Annotated in this window: 17 protein-coding genes and 1 pseudogene; 10 read left to right on the top strand and 8 right to left on the bottom strand. The window is 73.3% G+C overall.

Annotation, left to right across the window (positions count from 1 at the left end; translation table 11 throughout):
• Positions 1 to 75 precede the first annotated feature (75 nt).
• From ACFZCF_RS16305 to ACFZCF_RS16295, 3 genes are all read left to right on the top strand, one after another.
• Positions 76 to 522 (top strand): nuclear transport factor 2 family protein, encoded by a 447-nt coding sequence (locus ACFZCF_RS16305; protein WP_391286972.1) that lies wholly within the window; start codon positions 76 to 78, stop codon positions 520 to 522.
• 45 nt (positions 523 to 567) lie between these two features.
• Positions 568 to 1,041 carry a hypothetical protein gene (locus tag ACFZCF_RS16300; protein ID WP_388449359.1) on the top strand — a complete coding sequence of 158 codons (474 nt, stop codon included), beginning with the start codon at positions 568 to 570 and terminating at the stop codon, positions 1,039 to 1,041.
• A gap of 270 nt (positions 1,042 to 1,311) precedes the next feature.
• Positions 1,312 to 1,917: a dihydrofolate reductase family protein gene (locus tag ACFZCF_RS16295; RefSeq protein ID WP_388449360.1), complete on the top strand. Its 606-nt coding sequence runs from the start codon at positions 1,312 to 1,314 to the stop codon at positions 1,915 to 1,917.
• A gap of 72 nt (positions 1,918 to 1,989) precedes the next feature.
• Here ACFZCF_RS16295 and ACFZCF_RS16290 read toward each other — a convergent pair.
• The 4 genes and pseudogenes from ACFZCF_RS16290 to ACFZCF_RS16275 form a co-directional block, all read right to left on the bottom strand.
• Positions 1,990 to 2,296: pseudogene (locus ACFZCF_RS16290) on the bottom strand (IS481 family transposase); the annotation flags it as partial.
• 21 nt (positions 2,297 to 2,317) lie between these two features.
• Positions 2,318 to 4,375, bottom strand: a complete 2,058-nt coding sequence (locus tag ACFZCF_RS16285; RefSeq protein ID WP_391286971.1) for a protein kinase — start codon at positions 4,373 to 4,375, stop codon at positions 2,318 to 2,320.
• Positions 4,376 to 4,813: 438 nt separating this feature from the next.
• A complete protein-coding gene (locus tag ACFZCF_RS16280; RefSeq protein ID WP_388449362.1) occupies positions 4,814 to 5,074 on the bottom strand; it encodes a hypothetical protein in 261 nt (86 codons plus the stop codon).
• Entirely contained in the window at positions 5,071 to 5,376 is a 306-nt protein-coding gene (locus ACFZCF_RS16275; protein ID WP_388449363.1) for a DUF6247 family protein, read from the bottom strand. The genes ACFZCF_RS16280 and ACFZCF_RS16275 overlap by 4 nt, the downstream gene beginning before the upstream one ends.
• 354 nt (positions 5,377 to 5,730) lie before the next feature.
• Between ACFZCF_RS16275 and ACFZCF_RS16270 the strand changes: the two genes are divergently transcribed.
• A complete protein-coding gene (locus ACFZCF_RS16270) occupies positions 5,731 to 7,455 on the top strand; it encodes a SpoIIE family protein phosphatase (protein ID WP_391286970.1) in 1,725 nt (574 codons plus the stop codon).
• Positions 7,456 to 7,555: 100 nt separating this feature from the next.
• Here ACFZCF_RS16270 and ACFZCF_RS16265 read toward each other — a convergent pair whose 3' ends face one another.
• On the bottom strand, positions 7,556 to 8,203 hold the full coding sequence (locus ACFZCF_RS16265; RefSeq protein WP_391286969.1) for an HAD-IA family hydrolase: 648 nt from the start codon (positions 8,201 to 8,203) through the stop codon (positions 7,556 to 7,558).
• 145 nt (positions 8,204 to 8,348) lie between these two features.
• Between ACFZCF_RS16265 and ACFZCF_RS16260 the strand changes: the two genes are divergently transcribed.
• Positions 8,349 to 8,834 carry an SRPBCC family protein gene (locus tag ACFZCF_RS16260; protein WP_391286968.1) on the top strand — a complete coding sequence of 162 codons (486 nt, stop codon included), beginning with the start codon at positions 8,349 to 8,351 and terminating at the stop codon, positions 8,832 to 8,834.
• Between the two features lie 296 nt (positions 8,835 to 9,130).
• On the opposite strand, the gene ACFZCF_RS16255 is transcribed toward ACFZCF_RS16260, so the two are convergent.
• Entirely contained in the window at positions 9,131 to 9,718 is a 588-nt protein-coding gene (locus ACFZCF_RS16255) for a hypothetical protein (protein ID WP_391286967.1), read from the bottom strand.
• 197 nt (positions 9,719 to 9,915) lie between these two features.
• Between ACFZCF_RS16255 and ACFZCF_RS16250 the strand changes: the two genes are divergently transcribed.
• The 3 genes from ACFZCF_RS16250 (at position 9,916) to ACFZCF_RS16240 (ending at position 12,564) form a co-directional block, all read left to right on the top strand.
• Positions 9,916 to 10,614: an alpha/beta fold hydrolase gene (locus ACFZCF_RS16250; RefSeq protein WP_391286966.1), complete on the top strand. Its 699-nt coding sequence runs from the start codon at positions 9,916 to 9,918 to the stop codon at positions 10,612 to 10,614.
• A 585-nt stretch (positions 10,615 to 11,199) separates the two neighbouring features.
• The gene (locus ACFZCF_RS16245) at positions 11,200 to 11,628 is read left to right on the top strand and encodes an Rrf2 family transcriptional regulator (RefSeq protein ID WP_388449369.1); all 429 of its coding nucleotides are present in this window, start codon (positions 11,200 to 11,202) and stop codon (positions 11,626 to 11,628) included.
• 189 nt (positions 11,629 to 11,817) lie between these two features.
• Entirely contained in the window at positions 11,818 to 12,564 is a 747-nt protein-coding gene (locus tag ACFZCF_RS16240) for an NIPSNAP family protein (protein ID WP_391286965.1), read from the top strand.
• A 22-nt stretch (positions 12,565 to 12,586) separates the two neighbouring features.
• Here ACFZCF_RS16240 and ACFZCF_RS16235 read toward each other — a convergent pair whose 3' ends face one another.
• Complete coding sequence (locus tag ACFZCF_RS16235) at positions 12,587 to 14,131, bottom strand: hypothetical protein (protein WP_391286964.1); 1,545 nt, start codon at positions 14,129 to 14,131, stop codon at positions 12,587 to 12,589.
• 293 nt (positions 14,132 to 14,424) lie between these two features.
• Positions 14,425 to 15,333 (bottom strand): non-homologous end-joining DNA ligase, encoded by a 909-nt coding sequence (gene ligD / locus ACFZCF_RS16230; RefSeq protein ID WP_391286963.1) that lies wholly within the window; start codon positions 15,331 to 15,333, stop codon positions 14,425 to 14,427.
• 197 nt (positions 15,334 to 15,530) lie between these two features.
• Between ligD and ACFZCF_RS16225 the strand changes: the two genes are divergently transcribed.
• Positions 15,531 to 16,169 (top strand): endonuclease, encoded by a 639-nt coding sequence (locus tag ACFZCF_RS16225; RefSeq protein WP_391286962.1) that lies wholly within the window; start codon positions 15,531 to 15,533, stop codon positions 16,167 to 16,169.
• Between the two features lie 164 nt (positions 16,170 to 16,333).
• Positions 16,334 to 17,857, top strand: coding sequence for an ABC transporter substrate-binding protein (locus ACFZCF_RS16220; protein WP_391286961.1), 1,524 nt, complete (start codon positions 16,334 to 16,336; stop codon positions 17,855 to 17,857).
• Positions 17,858 to 18,075: the final 218 nt, after the last annotated feature.

Here is an 18,075-nt window from a genome sequence, read left to right as displayed (position 1 = left end):
TTCCGCCGGGCCGTCTCGTCGTACCCGGCAACGGCACCTCGGCCGTGCCGATGGCCCTCACCGAAGGAGTACACGATGACCACCACCAGCGAGTCCGAGATCCGGGCGCTTCTGGCGAGCCGCGCCGACGCCCAGCAGTCCAAGGACATCGACCGGCTCATGTCGTTCTACGCCCCCGACGCCGTCTACTACGACGTCGTCCCGCCCCTGCGGTTCACGGGAACCGAGGAGATCCGGCGGAACTTCCTGCGCTGGTTCGACGGATACGTCGGCGGGATCAGCCTGGAGACGCACGACCTCACCCTCACGGCCGGCGGGGACACCGCGTTCGCGCACATGCTCCACCGCGACTCGGGAGAGCGGAAGGGCGGGCTCCAGGGCTCGATCTGGGTACGGGAGAGCGTCTGCCTCCGGAAGGCCGGCGACGGCACCTGGTCGATCACCCACGAGCACGTCTCGATCCCGATCGACCCGGCCACCCTGACCGTCTGGCTTCCGTCCGACAAGGACCAGCTCGCCTGACCCCCGTTCGCGTACGGCATTCCTTCACATCGAGGAGCATCGGTCATGGCAGCCAAGAGGAAGAGGTTCGTCGCGGCGTCGCTCGCCGCGGTCGCGGTCGGCATGGGGGCGGTCGAGGGCGCGGGGGCAGCGCCTCCGAAGAGGCCCGAGGTCATCGAAATGGCCGTCCGGAACGACCAGTACACGGCAGTGGATCTCGGGCCCGCCGGACCGAGCCTGGGCGACATGGACGTGTACTCCGGCACCGCCGTCAAGGACGGCCGGACCGTCGGACGCGGCGGCGGTCACTGCCAGGTCATCCACCTGAAGGGCGAGGAGACGACCTCGCAGTGCCTGATCACCATGGAGGTCGAACGGGGTTCCCTGACGATGCAGTCGCTGTGGACGCGGGGAGCGGGCGCCTCCCTCGACATGGCCATCACCGGCGGTACGGGCGTCTACCGCGACGCACGGGGCATCGCCCGCTTCTGGGACATCGCGACGCCGGACGAGCGGGTGCGGCTCGAGATCCTGCGCTGAGTACGGCGGGGCCCGCCGTACTCTCGCGGGGCCCGGCCGTACGCTCGGCAGGGCCCCGCCGTTCGCTGGGCGGGGCTCTGCCGTTCGCTGGGCGGGCCCCGCCGTGCGCTCGCAGGCCCCCCGCCGTGCGTTGGACAGGGCCCCGCCGCCGCCGTCACCTCCGGTGCCCCCTCGCGGCGAAGTTTTCTCGGCGCTCCACAGCGTGGCCGATGAGTTCGCGGCTTCCGGGCGGTCCACACTCGTGACATCCCCCGCAGGAAGGACACCGCCATGTCGGAGCTTCTCGTCGACTTCATCACCTCGCTCGACGGCTACGCGTCGGGAGAGGGGTGGCCCGGCTTCTGGGGGCTGGAGGGCCCGGAGTACCTCGCGTGGCTCGGCGAGCAGCCCGAGGCCACGTATCTCATGGGAGCGAACACCTACCGCCTGATGTCGGGCTTCGCCGCGGGGCAGGTCCCGGCGGGCCAGGACGAGTTCAGGCCCGAGGAGGAGGCGTCCGTGGACGAGCTCACGCGCGCCTCCAAGGTGGTGTTCTCCTCCTCCCTCGACGCGCCGCTGACCTGGGCCAACTGCACGCTCGTCCGCGACGACGCCGTCGAGGCGGTCCGCGCCATGAAGGCGACGGGCTCGGGGCTCCTCAGCACGATCGGCAGCCTCAGCCTCTCCCGGTCCCTGTTGCGGGCCGGTCTCGTCGACCGCTTCCGGGTGGTGATGTTCCCGGTGATCACCGGGGCCACGGGCGAGGAACGCATCTACGACGGCTATCCGGACGTCGCTCTGGAGATGACCGGGCACCGCACGTTCGACGGCCGCATCCAACTGGTCGAGTACAAGCCCCGCGTGCTCGACCACCCGCCGCTCGGCACCCCCGCGTGACCCCCGACGGACGGACGACGAACCGCGGGGCCCGGCGGCGCACGGCCGGCCGCGGAGGAAGCCGGCCGGCAAGGTGTGTCGCCCGGAGGGGTCGGTGCCGCGGCTGGCGGGGGTTCGGCCTGCGATGCCGGTGTGGGTTCGGTGGTGGTCGTACCAGTGCAGCCAGTGGGTGAACGCTTCCCTGCGTTCGTGGTCTGAGGTGTAGGGCCTCTGGTATGCCCAGGCGTAATCGGTCGGCACCCGTTCGATGCGGATGCCCAGGGAGCGAAGTAGGCCGTGGCCCGGACGAGGAGGCCGCGCAGGTCGGGGCGGTCTCGTCGGGCAGGTTCTCGGTGTAGGCGATGCGGCTGTGGTCGTCGAGGGTGGTGCGGAGGTAGGCCAACGCCCCCGAACCGCACACCTAGGTGCCTGCGGGGGTCAGTTGTGCTACCCAGTGGCTGGCCTCGGCCCAGGGTGTGTCGGCGCCGAGGAGGGGACCGGAGGACAGCTTCCGTCTTCCCTTCTCCTCGCTCACCCAGAACGTCAGGGAGGCGGTGCTTCTGGAGCAGCCCAATGGCTGCTTGTTGTCGGCGAGCTCCACGGGCGCGGTGCGGAGCCGGGTCGGATCCTGGGAGAACACCTCCGCCTTGTACGTGCACCTCTGGCCCACCGCGCTGATGGACACGAGACGGATGTCGCGTTTCGCCGCGCCCTGACCCATCGTGACTTCGAAGCGGTAGGTGCCGTCCGCAGCCCGGCCACCCCAGGAGCCCCGGAACTTCTCCGGCAGCGCGCCCGTGGCGGGCGGCACCTTCTCGAACATGGCAGGTTCGTAGGAGGCCTGTCGGTCGTTGTGGCGGTCGTAGAAGCTCGGGTCGTCCTCCCACTGGAACGCACCGTTCCATGAGGCGACGAACGCCCCGGTACCGTCCGGGCGGGAGGAGCTGTAGTCCTCGGTGCTGTCTTCGCAACGTTCCGCCTCGGACTGGGGGCTCACCTTCTTGAGCCGGCTCGAGCCGAGCTTGATCGCGTCGCTTCTGGAGGCGGTGATGGTGCTTTCCCAGACGCACAGCCGCACCTCGTTGAGCAGGGAGTACTGGACGGTGCCCTTCCCATCGACGAGCAGGCGTGCGAGCGCTCCTTCCCTGTGCAGGTCGCCCTTGCTCAGGCGCGCCTCCCAGTTCCCCTGCAACGCCTTCGGAGCACTCAGCGACGGCGACGGTGCTTCCCCCGCCCCGCCCTGCCACGGACGGAGCGCGAGCAGGCCACCGACGGCGACGAGCACCACGGCGGCTGCCGTCCCCGCCACGACGGCGGGGCGACGCCGCTGTTCCGGGGGCTGCGCCGACCCGGGCGAGCGTGCCGGTTCGTCGTGTCCCGGCCCCACCGTGGGCGCCTGCGCGAGCGCGTCCGCCGGGGCCGCGGCGGGCGCGGGCACCGGCTGAGGTGCGGCGGGACCGGGAACGGGCCGGGCGGTGGGCACGGGCCGGGCGGTGGGCACGGGCCGGGACGTGGGCACGGGCCGGGCGGGCGCCGGTGGAGTGGGAACCTGGCCCGGCACGAGGGCCGTGTGCGGCCGCAGCGGATCGAAGTCCAGCAATTGTGCCGCGTGCCGCCCCAGTTGGCCGAGCAGCGCGCCCGGAAGCCATTCGCCGACGCCTTCTGTGGCGGTGCGGGCGGCGATCTGCTCCGGCGTGGGGCGTTGCGCCGGGTCTTTCCGCAGGCAGTCCCGTACGAGTCCGAGAAGCGCCTCCGGCACCCCGTCCAGGTCGGGTTCCTCCTCGGCGACCCGGAACAGCTGGGCGTGCAGGCCGTTGCCGGTCGCCCCGAAGGGCTGGCGCCCCGTGGCCGCGTAGGCGAGCACCGAACCCAGGCTGAACACATCGGAGGCGGTGGTGACGTGGAGCCCACGTACCTGCTCCGGGGACATGAAGCCGGGCGAACCGATCACCATGCCCGTGCGGGTCTGCAGGCTGTCCCCGGTGATGCTGTCCAGCGCCCGGGCGATACCGAAATCGATGACCCGGGGCCCGTCCACGGTGACCAGGACATTGGACGGCTTGAGGTCGCGGTGGACGAGGCCCGCCCCGTGGATGGCCTGCAGGGCGAGCGCGAGCCGGTTGGCCAGGACCCGCACCGACTGTTCGGGCAGCGGCCCGTGCCGCTCGGCCACGACGGCGTGCAGATCGGGTCCGGGAACGTACTGGGTCGCCACCCAGGGCGTCTCCGCGCCCGTGTCCGCGTCGAGCACGGCAGCGGTCCAGGCCCCGCCGACCCGCTTCGCGGCGGTGACCTCGCGGGCGAACCGCAAGCGGAATTCGGCATGTTGGGCGAACTCGGTCTGTACGACCTTGACCGCGACCGTGCGCCCGCCTTCGGAGCGGGCCAGGTAGACGCGCCCCATGCCGCCGGCACCTAAGCGGGCGATGAGACGGTAGGCGCCTATGCGCGGCGGATCTTCGGCGGTCAACTGGTCCACGAGGAAGGAGAGTAGCCCAACGGTCCCACGGCGAGGGGTCGGACGGTTTCGTTCCGTGCAGGTGCGGACCGCCCCTGCACGGCCGGGACTTGCTCGTGCGGGACACCGCCGCCCACAGGCCCGGCCGCGTGTCCGAACGCGATCCCGTGCCGGGGTCGCCGGCCGCCGTGTCCCGGTCGGCCCGGGTCTGTGGCCGGTACGAGCCGGTCTCCACGCTGTGCGACCGCGCGGACGCCGTGGAGCGGGTCATGCGGACGGCGGTCGCGCGGGCCGCCACCCGGCGCGTGACGGGCGACCCGGATCAGGCGGCGGGCTTCGAGAGCGCCTTGCTCCTGGACCCCGGAAACCGGTCCCTCCCTCTGGATCTCGCGGACGTGCGTGCCGAGCGGGGACGGGTCTCGGCTCGCGATCATGTGGGGCTGGTCCGCCCGGGACTGCCTAGCCGAGCCAGACGATGCTCAGGACGGTGAGGTGGCGCAGGGGTCTGTTCACCCAGTAGGTGAGGGACAGGCGGCCTACGGAGGCGTAGCGGACGTCGCCGCCCTCGGGGTCGTCGGCGTTCCACTGGCGGAAGCCCCACGGGTCGGTCGCGGCGGCGTCCAGGACGTCCCACACCGTGTCCTCGGCCTGACCGGGAAGGGTGTCGAGGACCTTGGCGGCGGTGGAGGAGAGGCGGACCGCGTACGGGGCGCCGGTCACGGGCGCCGTCGCCGCACTTCCGCCATGTCGACGGCGTCGCTGTCGTCGTAGCCGGAGCTGATGAAGGCGTCGACCGCCGAGGCGTGGGCCAGACGGCCCTGCCAGGCCCGGACGACCTCGTACAGCCCGGCGAGGGAGAACGTCCGCCGGGACTCCTCCAGCGCCGCCGTCCATTCCCGCTCGAAGGCCGGGGCCCACCGCTCCGCGCGGTCGCTGGAACGCAGCCGGGCCAGCAGTTCCGCCGGTGCGCCGGGCGCCGGCGCGTGAGGGGTGAACGGGGTGTGGTCGGGCTCCGCGCTCATCGGCACCTCCGGGAGGGACGTCGTCCTGTCACTGTACGTGCGCGGCGGGACGGCGGGGGCGGGAGGCGTGGGGATTCCCTTCGTTCGGGGGCGCGGGGGGGGGAGGGCGCGGTGGAGGGGAAGGTCCGGGTGGCGTCTGTCTCCGGGTGCGACCCGCCGGGTCCCACGGCGGAGGACGGGATGCTGAGCACGGGCGTCACGCCGCCCCGCAGGACGCGGAACGGCGACGGTCGTCCTCGGGCCCGCGCATGGGGGGTCCGTGGGGTGGGCAGTGGCCGGAGGAAGAGCGCGTCGGTGGTGGCAGGGCCGGGGCCGCCGGCATGGTGGTGCGTCCACCGGCCACGGGAGGCGATCATGGGGTTTCCGCTGCCCGACAACGTCGAGGACCTGAAGGTCCTCATCGGCGAGGAGGTGGCCGGTCTGCGGTCGGCGGTCCGCAGGGCCACCGACCGGCCGGCCGCTCCCGGGCCCGGCGAGGAGGTCACCGCGTCCGCGCAGGCGCTGTCGCCGACCCCCAGCCTGCCCACGCGGGACGGTTCGTCGGACGGCTGCCTCTGCAGTACCCATGACCCCGGTGCCACCGGTACGTGCTCCGTCCTGGAAGCGATTCCGGCGTCCGCCGTCCTCCTCGAAGCGATGCGCGACGAGGCCGGGGCGGTCCGCGACTTCCGCATCGTCGCCGGCAATCGGATCCGGTCCGCCGAGTGGCTGGAGGCGCCGCACCGGCAGGTCGGACAGCGGTTCCTGGAGGCCCGGCCGGGGGCGGCGACGAGCGGGCTGCTCGCGGGCCTCTCGGAGGTCGCCGCGGGCGGCGGCCCGCTGGAGGGCCGCGTCGTCGACTACACGGAGCAGCGGCTGGGGCGGCTGCACCGCGCACCGCTCCTCTACTCGGCCGCGCGCTGCGGCGAGCAGATCCTGGCGACGTGGCGGCCCGTGCAGAGCCAGACCGAGCTCCTGACGATCGACGCCCAGTACCTCGCGTCCTTCGGCTGGGGCAACTGGGACCTGCTGTCCGGGAAGGTGACCTGGTCGGAGGGGCTGAGCCGGATCTTCCACGCCGACATCCGGATGCCCTGGTCGCTGGAGCAGCTGTGCGACGCCCTCCTCCCGGACGACCTCACCGCCTTCTCGGAGTTCATCACCTCGGTCCTCGCGGGCGAGGAACCCGCCTGGACGCGCATCCGTTTCCTCGTCCTCGGCGAGGTCCGCACACTCGATTTGCTCGGCAGGCCCGTCGCCGGTACCGACGGCAGGCCCTGGGCGGTGAACCTCATAGCCCGCGACCTCACGCCGCAGATCCGCAGCCGCCGCAGGCTCGCCGAGACGGAGCGCGAGTCCGACCGGCTCCGGCGCCAGGCACGGGCCGAACGGCGGGTCGCGGACGCGCTGCGCGAGGCACTGCTGCCGACCCACTCCGAGGCGCTGGCGGCGGTCGGGCTGACCGTGGCGGCATCGTACGGGCCCGCCGAACCCGACGCGGCCGTCGGCGGCGACTGGTACAAGTGCCGGCTGCTGCCCGACGGACGGGTCCTGATCGCCATCGGTGACGCCGCCGGTCACGGCCTGGACGCCGTCGCCCGCATGTCCCAGCAGCGCCACGCCCTGGCCGGCCTGGCGCAGACCGGCGCCTCGGCCGGCGAGATCACGACCTGGCTCAACGAACTGGTCTGCAGCGACCCGGTCGAGCAGACCGCCACGGTCGTCACCGGCCACATCGACGAGGCCCGCGACCTGTACTGGGCGGACGCCGGCCACCCGGCCCCGATCCTCCTCCGTGACGGGCGTGCCCGGCCCCTGCGCACCACCGAACGCGGGCCCCTGCTCGGCGCGCTGCCCGGCTACGCGTACCAGACCACCACGACGCGTCTGCGCCCCGGGGACCTGCTGCTGCTCTACACGGACGGCATGGTGGAGCGACGGGGCGAGGACGTCACCAAGGGCATCGAACGCCTCGCCGACCTCGTCGCCGCCGTCCCCGACCCGACGCCCCGGGCCCTGATGGACACGATCCTCGCGGACCCGGAGCAGCAGACGGGCCACGACGACGACGCCTGCATGCTGGCCATCCGCATCGACTGACGCCGCCGCGTGCGGTTCCGGCCCTCCTGTGGCGGGCGCCGCCGCCCCGCAGGCCGGTCGAACGGGCGCTGCGCCGCCTCCGGAGGAGCCGGCGTCCTGATCACGTCCGGTCGGAGGGACGCCGCGCGACCCGTGGGAGCGGGGCCCGATCGAGGTGGGCCGCGATGCGCGCGATGGTGCGGGCGTTGTCCTCGAACAGGTGCGCCTGCATGCCCCTCGCCCGCGCGGCCTCGACGTGGACCGTGACGTCGTCGACGAACAGGCAGTCCTCCGGCCGCACGCCCAGGGCGGCGCACACGGCGTCGTAGGCGCGGGGGTCGGGCTTCTCGATGCCGAGCTCGTGCGAGTAGACGATCTGTTCCACCAGCTCGTCGAAGCGGTACAGGCTGGTCTCCCGCTCGCGGGCGCCGACGAAGCTGTTGCTGAGGATGCCCAGCCTGCAGGTTCCGCGCAGCCCTCGGAGGTAGGCGATGAGCTCCTCGTTGGGTGTCCCCAGGTATTCCGTCCAGAGGTCGGCCATGAAGGCCTCGACCTGCGGCGCGTCGAGCCCCAGGCGGACCCCCACCTGTGCGCGCACCTCCGGCTCGCCGACGCTCCCAACGCTCCCGGCGCGCCATATGTCGTGCATCCGTGCGTGCACGGTGCCGTGTGGCAACTCCAGTCGGTCCTCCCACCGTTGCACCCAGCCCGTGTCGGGGGTGAACTCCAGGACGCCGCCGATGTCGAGGATGACGCAGACCTCGGTCATGTACTTCTCCTTCGCTCAGCGGCAGGTCGTCCCGCCCGCGACACCCGAACCCGGGAACGGAGGACAGGCGGCCGCCGCGGCAACTAACGTACCCGCGAGTAGGAATGAGCGGCGACGGTGTCGCGCGGTGCGGAGGGAGCGGGCCATGGACCGGCAGTGGAGCCTGGAGGAGAGCGTCGTGGTCGACGCGCCGCCCGTGGTGGTCTACGCGTTGGTGTCGGACCTCCGGAACATGGGCCGCTGGAGCCCGGAGTGCCGGGGCGTGTGGGTGCCGCGGCCGCCGGCCCGCCCCGGCTCCCGGTTCATCGGGTTCAACCGGCGCGGCCCGTTCCTGTGGCCGACCGTGGGACGCGTGACCCAGGCCCGCCGGGACAGCGCCTTCGTCTTCGACATCAGCGCCTTCGGACTGCCGATCGCTCGCTGGGGCTACCGGTTCGAACCGGAGGGCTCGGGCACGCGGGTCACCGAGTTCTGGCAGGACCTGCGCACCGAAGGATTCCGCGCCCGGGCCGCCGAACTCCTCGGAACGGTCTTCGCGGGGTCGAATCCCGCCCGCCGGGTGGCACTCAACCGGGCCGGCATGCGCACCACCCTCGCACGCATCGCACGGACCGCGACCGCCGGAGTCTGAGACCGTCCCCGTCCGCCGGTGGCCCGACCGGCGGCCGAGCCGGTGGCCCCCACCGACGGAGAGGCCGACGCACGAGCCGGTGGACGATCCGGTGGATGAGCCAGGTCGACGAGCCGGTGGACGATCCGGTGGATGAGCCAGGTCGACGAGCCGCTGGCCGAGCCGGCGGAACGCCCGCGCCGAGACCCTCACGCCACTCGGGCACGCGTGGGTGGATGGGGCGTGAAGGGGCCCTTTCCGCGGGGGGCGCGTGCGGCGTGGCCCGCTCTGCGCGGCAGGGCCACGCCGGACGGATGTCAGGATCCGGCGGTCGGGAGGCTCAGGAACAGGTCGAAGTAGGTGCCGGCCGAGAGGAGCAGGCCGACGCCCCCGAGGACCGCGCCCGCGACGGCGACCGCGCGCACCCAGGCGGGGCGCCGGGGCAGCGTCAGAACGAGGCCCGCGACGATCACGGCGAGGAGCGCGAAGATGCCGTTGACCAGCGCGGTGCTGTGCCAGGCGTCGCCGTAGATCTCGCTGATCTGCTGGGCCGGGGTGCCGGTGCCGGAGGTCTTGATCTGGCCGACGAGCGTCTCGCGCTCGGCGACGACCCTGCCGGTCCAGGTGCCCGTCAGGGCGACGACGGAGAGCGCGGCGGAGACGACGGCCGCGGCGGCGGCACCGACACCGGTGGCATCCGGCCGGGCGGCCCCACCGTCTGTGTCGTCGTCCGCCTCCTCGTCCCGGACGAATGCACCGTCGCCCTCGTCGTCGCGGGCGTCCTCGTGGGCGTCTGCGCGTGCGTCGTCGTGCAGCTCGTCGGACAGGTCCGTACGGTCGCCGACGCTTTCGCCGTCCAGGCGTACCGCCGCCCCGTCGGTCTTCTCGGTCGTCTTCGTATCCATGCGGCGCACGCTAGGCGCCCCAGATGAGAGCCGTCTTAACCGATCGCCCTCGGGCACGACCGGAGAGGCCAAGCAGCGGGCCCGTACCCCTCACGCACCGCGACATCGGCCCTGATCGCTGACCACCTCCAGGGGGCCTGGGAGCTATCGGAAATATTTCCGGAGCCGCTGTACGGGCGCTTCGCTAGGGTGCGGCCATGGTGAACTACGTGCTGGTTGCAGGTGCTCGGCTCGGAGCGTGGGCGTGGGACGGGGTGGTGCCGCATCTGGAGGCGGCCGGACACGGTGTCCACCCGCTGACGCTGTCCGGTCTCGCGGAGAAGCGAGGCGTGCCGGCCGGGCAGCGCACCCATGTTCAGGACATCGTCGACGAGGTCGAGCGCCAGGACCTTCGCGAGGTCGTCCTGGTAGGTCACAGTTACTCGGGCATCCCGGTCGGTCAGGCCGCCGAGCGGATCGGCGACCGGCTGGCGGGCGTGGTCTTCGTCGACTCCAGCGTTCCGGTCGACGGCGAACCGTTCGTCTCCTCCTGGCCGGACGGCGGGGCGGCGATGAGGGCATCGCTCGCCGAGAACGAGGGATTCTGGCCGGTCGCGACTGCGGCCCACTTCGAGGGCCACGGGCTCACCGACGAGCAGATCGCACGCATCGTGCGCGGCTCGACGCCGCACCCGGGCGCCACGCTGACCGAACCCGCCGCGCTGGAACGGCCGCTGGGCGACCTCCCGGCGACGTACGTCAAGTGCACGCTCGGCGACCCCGAACCGAGCGATGACGTGGCGAAGCTGCTGGCCGGCGAGCGCTGGCGGCTGGTCGAGATGGACACCGGCCACTGGCCGATGTTCTCCCAGCCGCGCGAACTGGCGCAGGTCCTCCTCGACACCGTCGGTCGGTGACCGCAGGGACGGGCCGTTGCCCCGCACGCCCCGATAGGGAAGGTGTCCGACGCCCGTGAGCAGGAGGCCGACGCCGACATCGGTCAGGGCGGCCGCGCCGGGCGCACCAGGAGCAGCAGGAGCAGCAGGAGCAGCAGGAGCAGCAGGAGCGTAGTCCCAGCAGGGGCGCGGCGCGGCGGCGGTCGAGCTGGGCGACTACCGCTCCGGGCGGCCACTCCCCCGCCTCGGCGCTGGCCGTGCGCGCGGCCGCCTCGTGCGGGGCGAGCCGCGTGGTCGGCTCCTTGTCGCGGCATGGCCGTACGAGGTCGATGAGCGGGCCCGGCACGCCGCAACGAGACGGCTTCCTCGTCGGCGACCCGGAAGAGGTGGGCGTTCAGGCCGGTGTCCATCGCCCGGGCGATGCCGGAGTCGATGACGCGGGGCGGTCCATGGTCACGACGACGTTGGACGGCTTGAGGTGACGGTAGATCAGGCCCACCTCGCGCGCAGGCTGGAGGGCGAAGCGGCCGGTGAGCGTGTGGGCCAGGGGCTCGGCGTTGACAACCGCGTCGGCTGTAACAGAAGCTGTTGCGACAAGGAGGGATGATGGCGGCCAACAGTCGATTGACCATCGCGGCACACGCGTTGGCCTGGCTGGCGCTGGCACAGCGCCGAGGCCAGGAGGTCCTCACGTCCGAGCAGGTGGCGGCCAGCGTCAACACCAACCCCGTGGTCATCCGGCGCAGCCTGGGCGACCTGCGGCGCGCCGGCCTGGTGAAGGTGCGCCACGGCGCCGGCGCCGGGTGGAGCCTGGGGCGCGAGCCCGAGCGGATCACGCTGCTCGACGTGTACGACGCCGTCGACGCGCAGCCGCCGTTCGGCCTGCACCGCACCGAGCCCAACCTGGAGTGCCCGGTCGGCCGGGGCATCCGCCCCGCCCTGAGCGGGGTCTACGACCGGGTCGAGCAGGCCCTTCGGCAGGAGCTGGCGGCCACGTCGATCGCCGATGTCCTGCGCGAGTCGCTGGCGAACTGACGGAAGGGCGCGGGCCGGCGGGCCAGGCAGGTCAGGGCCAGGTCAGGTGGTACGGACACGGGCCGGCGACGGTGCGGGCGGGCGGGCGGGAGGCCATGCGGCTGGCCGGGCCAGCGGGTCGGCAGTCCATCCCCTCACCCTGCCACTTGTCGTAACAATTTCTGTTCCAGCAATGAACGAGGAGCACGTGTGGTGGAAGCCCTGCGGTGTCCCGCCGGCGTCGTCGAGCTGCGGCAGTACACGCTGCGCCCGGGACGCCGAGACGCGCTGATCGACCTGTTCGACCGGGAGTTCGTCGAGTCCCAGGAGGCCGTGGGTGCGACCCTCCTGGGCCAGTTCCGCGACCTGGACGATCCCGACCGGTTCGTCTGGCTGCGCGGTTTCGCGGACATGGATCGTCGTGCCGAGGCCCTGGAGGACTTCTACGGTGGGCCGGTCTGGGCGGCCCACCGGCGCGAGGCGAACGCGACGATGGTCGACTCCGATGACGTGCTGCTGTTGCGACCCGCCTCGGCGCACGGCGGGTTCCCGGTGCCGGTCGGCTCCCGGCCGGCTCCCGGCGCGCCGCCTCCTCGGCGGCGGTCGCTCTTCCTCGCCACGATCTGGTACGGGCGCGGCCCGTTCGACGCCGCTTTCGTCGACTTCTTCCGGCGGCGCGTGCGGCCCGTCCTGGCCGAGACCGGGTGCGAGCCCCTGGCGTGCCTCCGGTCGGAACACGCGCCGAACACCTTCCCCGCGTTGCCGGTACGCCGGGACGAGGAGGTGTTCGTCTGGTTCGCGCGCTTCGCCGACGAAGCCGAGCTCGACCGGCATCTGGAGCGGCTGGAGCGGGTGGAACGCTGGCGCGAGGAGCTCCTGCCGATCCTCTCGGACCGCTGGGCGAGGGCACCGCAGAGGCTGCGGCTGCTCCCGACCGACAGGTCCTCGCTGCGCTGAGCCCCCTGCCCCCTCCCTGCGGTCAGCTCGCGGACGCGCTCCAGCCGTCCTCGGCTGCGACGTGCAAGGCCCCCTGATGCAGGTCGAGACCGCGGGCCGCGTTCGGCGCCTCCACCTGGACGAGCGGCCCCGCCCCCTCGAACGCGGCTGCGCGGAGGCGGAAGGCTACCGGCTCCGCGCAGCCGACCGTACGGAGTCTCCAGCGTCCCGGCGCCGGGTCGTCGGGGCGGGGTGGCAGGGCGAGTTGGAACTGCGCGGCAGCCGGTCGTTCCGTCCCGTAGTCGGTGTGCGCGGCCGTCCACGAGGCCATGACGAGCACCGCCCTGGAGGGCGTTCCGCGCCCGGGTGCGTCGGCCACGGGGGACGGCGGCGTCCGGTCGGCGGTCTTCGGCGCCTCGATGAGGTCCGTGCGGCCCGCCGCGGTCTTGAGGACGCGCGCGAACCCGCGCGCGAGCCGGGGGCCGCCCCGGACGGCCCATTCGCGGATCAGCGCGCGGAAGGCCGCCTCCCGGCGGCGTGCGCAGACCTTCGACCCGGCGGCGAGGATCCCTTGGCCCGCCCCGGAGAACGCCCGGCACAGCTCCAGAACCGGGACGCGATCCGCGCGCTCCGGGTAACGCACCGAGCGGAGCTCCAGCATGGCCATGCGCAGGAGGGTGGCGGCGGCGTGCGCGTCGGGTCCCAGGGCTCCGCCCGGCGCCTTCCGCCGGCGCTCCGGCCGCTCGGGGCGGGGAGGGGTGATCGCGTCCGCGCGTCGACCGGCGGCCGACAGGTGCCATGAGCGGTCGTCCGGGTGGTACAAGGCGCCGGCCGCGCGGAGTCGTCCGCCGCTGCCCAGGGCTATCCCGATCTCCCCCGGCCCGGCGTCCAGGGTCACACCGCCCTCGCCCGGGGCCGTGAAGTCGGCGTCGGTGACGCGGTCCAGCCACAGGCTCAACAGGGCGGCAGGCGCGGCAGTTTCGACGGCGAACCTGCGGGCGACGTCGAGTCGGAGGAACGCGGTCAGTTCGCTCCCGGCACGCTCCACCCTCAGGTGGCGGACGGTCGCGGTCGTCATGTCGTAGTCGGCGGCCAGTTCCTCCATCCGCTCACGCGTGAGCCGGCCCTGCGGCGCCATGACGTGCCCACGGTAGTCCCGGCCCGGTGCGTACGGCTCGTCCGGTGCCGACAGGAGCGCCGCCACGTCGTAGCCGACCACGGCCGCCTGCTCGGTCATCCACACGCGCCGCCGTTCGCCGAGACCGGCCATCCACTCCAGTACGGCCGCCGCCCGGCGCTCGCGCCTTCCGGCGCGCGGCGTGCTCATGGCCCAGAACAGCGGGAAGAGGTTGTTGTCCCATACGTCCGCCGCCTCGCGCACCGCCTCCCGGTCGAAGAGGCGGACGTCCGCCGCGGCTTCCGCCATGCGGTCCACCGAACGGTCCAGCAGCGCCGCGAGGACGGCCGTGGCCGACGCGGAGAGGTGGGCCGGCGCGGAGAACGTGGACGGTGCCGAGGACGCCGCCGACACGGGGCACGCCGCCGGGCGCGGCGCTTCCGGCGGTGGAGGTGTGCGGTGGGCGGTCATGCCGCGATCGTCGCAGACGACGCGGCGGGCGAATGTGCCGCCCGCCCCCGTCAGCGGGCGGGTGGACGGACCTCTGTCGCTCGTTGCGGACGGGTCCAGGACTCACGTTCCGGTACCGGCCCCGGCCCGGGCCGGGGCGCCGGACGGCCCGGCGGGAAGGGGTTCGTCGGGGGTGCGGGGCGCGGCTTCGACGGGTCCGGCAGGCCTCATGGTCCTGTCGGGTCGTCGGGCTTCGGCGGGGTCGGACGGGTCGGCGGGCCGGTCCCTGCGTCAGTCTCCATGATCAGACCAGCTCATGAGGTGAGCTTCTCCAGCCGCCCGCGGGCCGCCTTCAGGGAGCGGCCTCGGGGCAGTTCTCGCTTCCAGGGATCGTCTTCCTCCAGGCGTTCGTCGAGGTTGGCGAGGGTCCAGCGCCTCCCGGTGAGATCGGGGGCGTCGAGTTCGGTCCAGCTCAGCGGGGTGGCGACCGGGGCGCCGGGGCGGGCGCGGACGGCGTAGGGGGTGACGGCCGTCTGGGCGTAGCCGTTGCGCTGGATGTCGAGGTAGAGCCGTCCCTCGCGGGCCTGCTTGCGGGGCGCGGTGGTGAGCTCGTCCGGGTGGCGGGCGGCCAGCAGTTCGGCGACGTCGCCGGCGAACGCCCGTACCTCGTCGAAGGCGGTACGGCGATCGAGCGGCACCACGACGTGCAGTCCGCGCGAGCCGGTGGTCATCAGGGCCGCCGGCAGGTCGAGCTCGGCGAGCAGCTCGCGAAGCCGGGCGGCGGTCCGCCTGACCGGTTCGAAGTCCTCGCCGGGAGGGTCCAGGTCGAAGACCAGGCGGTCGGGGTGGTCCGGCCGGTCCGCTCTGGACAGCCAGCGGTGGGGGGTGACGCACGCCTGGTCGACGAGGTAGAGGAGGGAGGCCAGGTCGTCGCAGACCGCGTACGTGACGGTGCCGCCCTCCTTGGGCAGTTCCACGCGGTGGATCCAGTCCGGGAAGTGGTCGGGCGTGTCCTTCTGCATGAAGCGGCCTTCGGCGATGCCGTCGGGGTACCGCTCCAGCATCAGCGGGCGCCCGCGCAGGTGCGGCAGGATGCGCGGGCCGACCCTGCGGTAGTAGGCGGCGAGGTCGGCCTTGGTGATGCCGTCGTCGGGGAAGAGTTCCTTGCCCGCGCGCTTGATCTCGACGGTCCGGCCGCTCACGCGGATGGCGGTGGTGGTCATGGCTTCCTTCGTTCGCGGATGATGCTCGCCTCTCCCCTCCCCTGCCCTCCCGTCTCCTCCTCTCCGGTTTCCGCGTCTACCCCGTGGACCGGGCGGGGACACGCCGCGGTGTGACAGCGCCCCCGCGGGGCAGTCGCTCGACGGGGGATGCGTACGGGACGACGTACACCGGCGTACGAAGGCGAGGTGCCCGGCCGATGACCGCCGACACGATGACCTCCAGGCTGTTGTCCGAGTACGGCCGGACCTACGCGCGGCAGGCGGGCATCACCCTGCGCGACAAGCCCTCCCCGCTGTACCGGCTCCTGGTGCTCACGGTGCTCTGCTCGATCCGGATCGGCGCCGACACGGCGGTCGCGGCGGCGCGGGAACTGTCGCGGGCCGGGTTCCGGACGCCCCGGGCGATGGCGGGCTCCAGCTGGCAGGCCCGGGTGGACGCCCTGGGCCGGGCCCACTACGTGCGGTACGACGAGAGCACCGCCACGGCACTCGGCGACGGCGCACGCCTCGTGCTCGATCGCTGGGGCGGTGACCTCCGCCGCCTGGGGGACGAGGCGGACGGCGACCCGGACGCCCTGCGCGGGCTGCTCCGGGAGGTTCCGCGGATCGGCCCGGTCGGCGCGGACATCTTCTGCCGGGAGGTCCAGGCGGTCTGGCCGTGGCTGCGCCCGTACTTCGACGACCGGGCGTGCCGGACGGCGCAGGAGCTCGGCCTCCCGCACACACCTCGCGGACTCGGGGACCTCGTGCCTCCGGAGGAGCACGCGAGCCTCGCCGCGGCGCTCGTCCGCGTCGGCCTGTCGAAAGACGCGGTACGGCACCTGCGCGCCGCCTGACCGCGCACCGGCCGCACACGTCCGACCCCGACCCCGACCCCGCCCTCCCCTCGCCCTCGCCGCACCTTCGGACCCGCCCCCGTACCCCATCACCCCGTTAACGAATATGATTTTCATTCTGTTAAGGTCTGGATCCTCACCGCACCACACCCTTGGGGATCCGCATGTCTCGCCCTTCCGAAAAACCGCGCCGCACCCGCCGCGGCGTGACCGCCCTCCTCTCCGCCGTCACGGCCACCGCCCTCCTCGGCGGCTGCTTCGCGGGCGGCGGTAGCCGGGCCGGCGGAGGGTCCAGGAGTGACGACGGACGCATACGCGTGGCGATGATGCAGCCGCCCCGTTCGGGGCTCTCCCCCCTCTCCGACGACGCCTTCAAGCTGTCGCGCTGGTCCACGGCGGAGACGCTCGTCCGGCTGAACCCCGACGGCGACGCCCTTCCCTCCCTCGCCACGGAGTGGCGGCAGCAGGGCAGGACCTGGACGTTCACCCTGCGCGAGGGCGTCACCTTCCACGACGGCAGCCCGCTCGCCTCCGCGGACGTCGTCCGTTCCCTCTCCGCCGCCGCGACGGCTTCCCCCAAGCCGCGGATCCTCGACGGCGTCGACCTCACCGTCCGGGCTGACGGCCCGCGCGCGGTGACCGTGACCACCTCCCGGGCCGACCCCCTCGTGCCGCAGCGACTCAGCTCCCCCCAGCTGTCGATCCTCTCCGCCAAGGCGTACCGGGGCAGGAGCGTGAACCCGGTCGGCGCCGGCACCGGACCGTTCGTGCTCGTGCGTGCCGACGGCACCTCGTCGGCGACCCTCGACCGGTACGACCGCTACTGGGGCGGCCGGGCGAAGGCCGCGGGCATCGACGTCCGCTACGTGCCCGACGGCACCGCCCGGGCCGCCGCGCTGCGCAGCGGTGAGGCGGACATCGTGGAGGCGGTGCCCGTCGCCCAGGCCGGTCTGCTGGACCCGGACCTCGTCACCGAGGTGCCGATGCCCCGGACCAACACCCTGTACCTGAACACCGAGCGCGGCGCCTTCCGCGATCCCGCGCTGCGGGCCGCCGCCCGTGAGGCCGTCGACGCGCGGAGCCTCGTCGCGGGGGTGTACGAGGGCCGTGCGGACCTGGCCCACGGACTGCTCGGACCGGCCCTGCCGTGGGCGGCGAAGCTGCGCGGCCCGGCGCGGCGCACGACGGCCGGAGACCCGAAGGGTGCCCGGATCACCATCGGCACGTTCACGGACCGGGCCGAGCTGCCCGAGGTCGCTCAGCTGCTCCAGCAGCAGTTGCGCGAGGCCGGGTTCGAGGTCGAGCTGGACGTGCGGGAGTACGCGCACATCGAAGCCGACGCCCTGGCGGGGAAGTTCGACGCCTTCGTCCTCTCCCGGGCCACCGTCCTCGACTCGGGTGACCCGGCGGCGTACCTGTACAGCGACTTCGCGGGCGACGGCTCCTTCAACATCTCCCAGCTCTCCGATCCCGCCGTCGACTCCGCTCTCTCCGCCGCCGCGGCGACGGGGACGGGCGAGGCCCGGCGCAAGGCCGTCGTCGCGGCCGAGGCCGCGGTGCTCGCCACGGACGCGGCCGTGCCGCTCCTGCACGAGCGGGTGATCCAGGGCGACGCCGAGAACGTGGTGGGCGCCGCGCACGATCCGCGCGAGCGCGAGCTCGTCACCCTCGACACGCACGTCCGGTGAGGGCGCCCCACCGACGCGCAGGACGGAAGGGCACCGGCGAGAACGCGCCTCCGAGGCACCGCCTCCGAGCTCTCCTCGCGCCCGCGAGACACCGCGTCCTCCACCTCCTGGCACCCACAGGGCGTCGCCTCTTCCACCTCCTCGCGTCCACGAGGCGCCACGTCTTCCACCTCCTCGCGCCCACAAGGCGCCGCGCCTCCCACCTCCTCGCGCCCACG

Source organism: Streptomyces sp. NPDC007945 (genome assembly GCF_042958885.1).
In the GTDB taxonomy this organism is placed as follows: domain Bacteria; phylum Actinomycetota; class Actinomycetes; order Streptomycetales; family Streptomycetaceae; genus Streptomyces.
The sequence above is the reverse complement of the archived record's forward strand: the minus strand, read 5'-3'. Positions and strand labels throughout refer to the sequence as shown.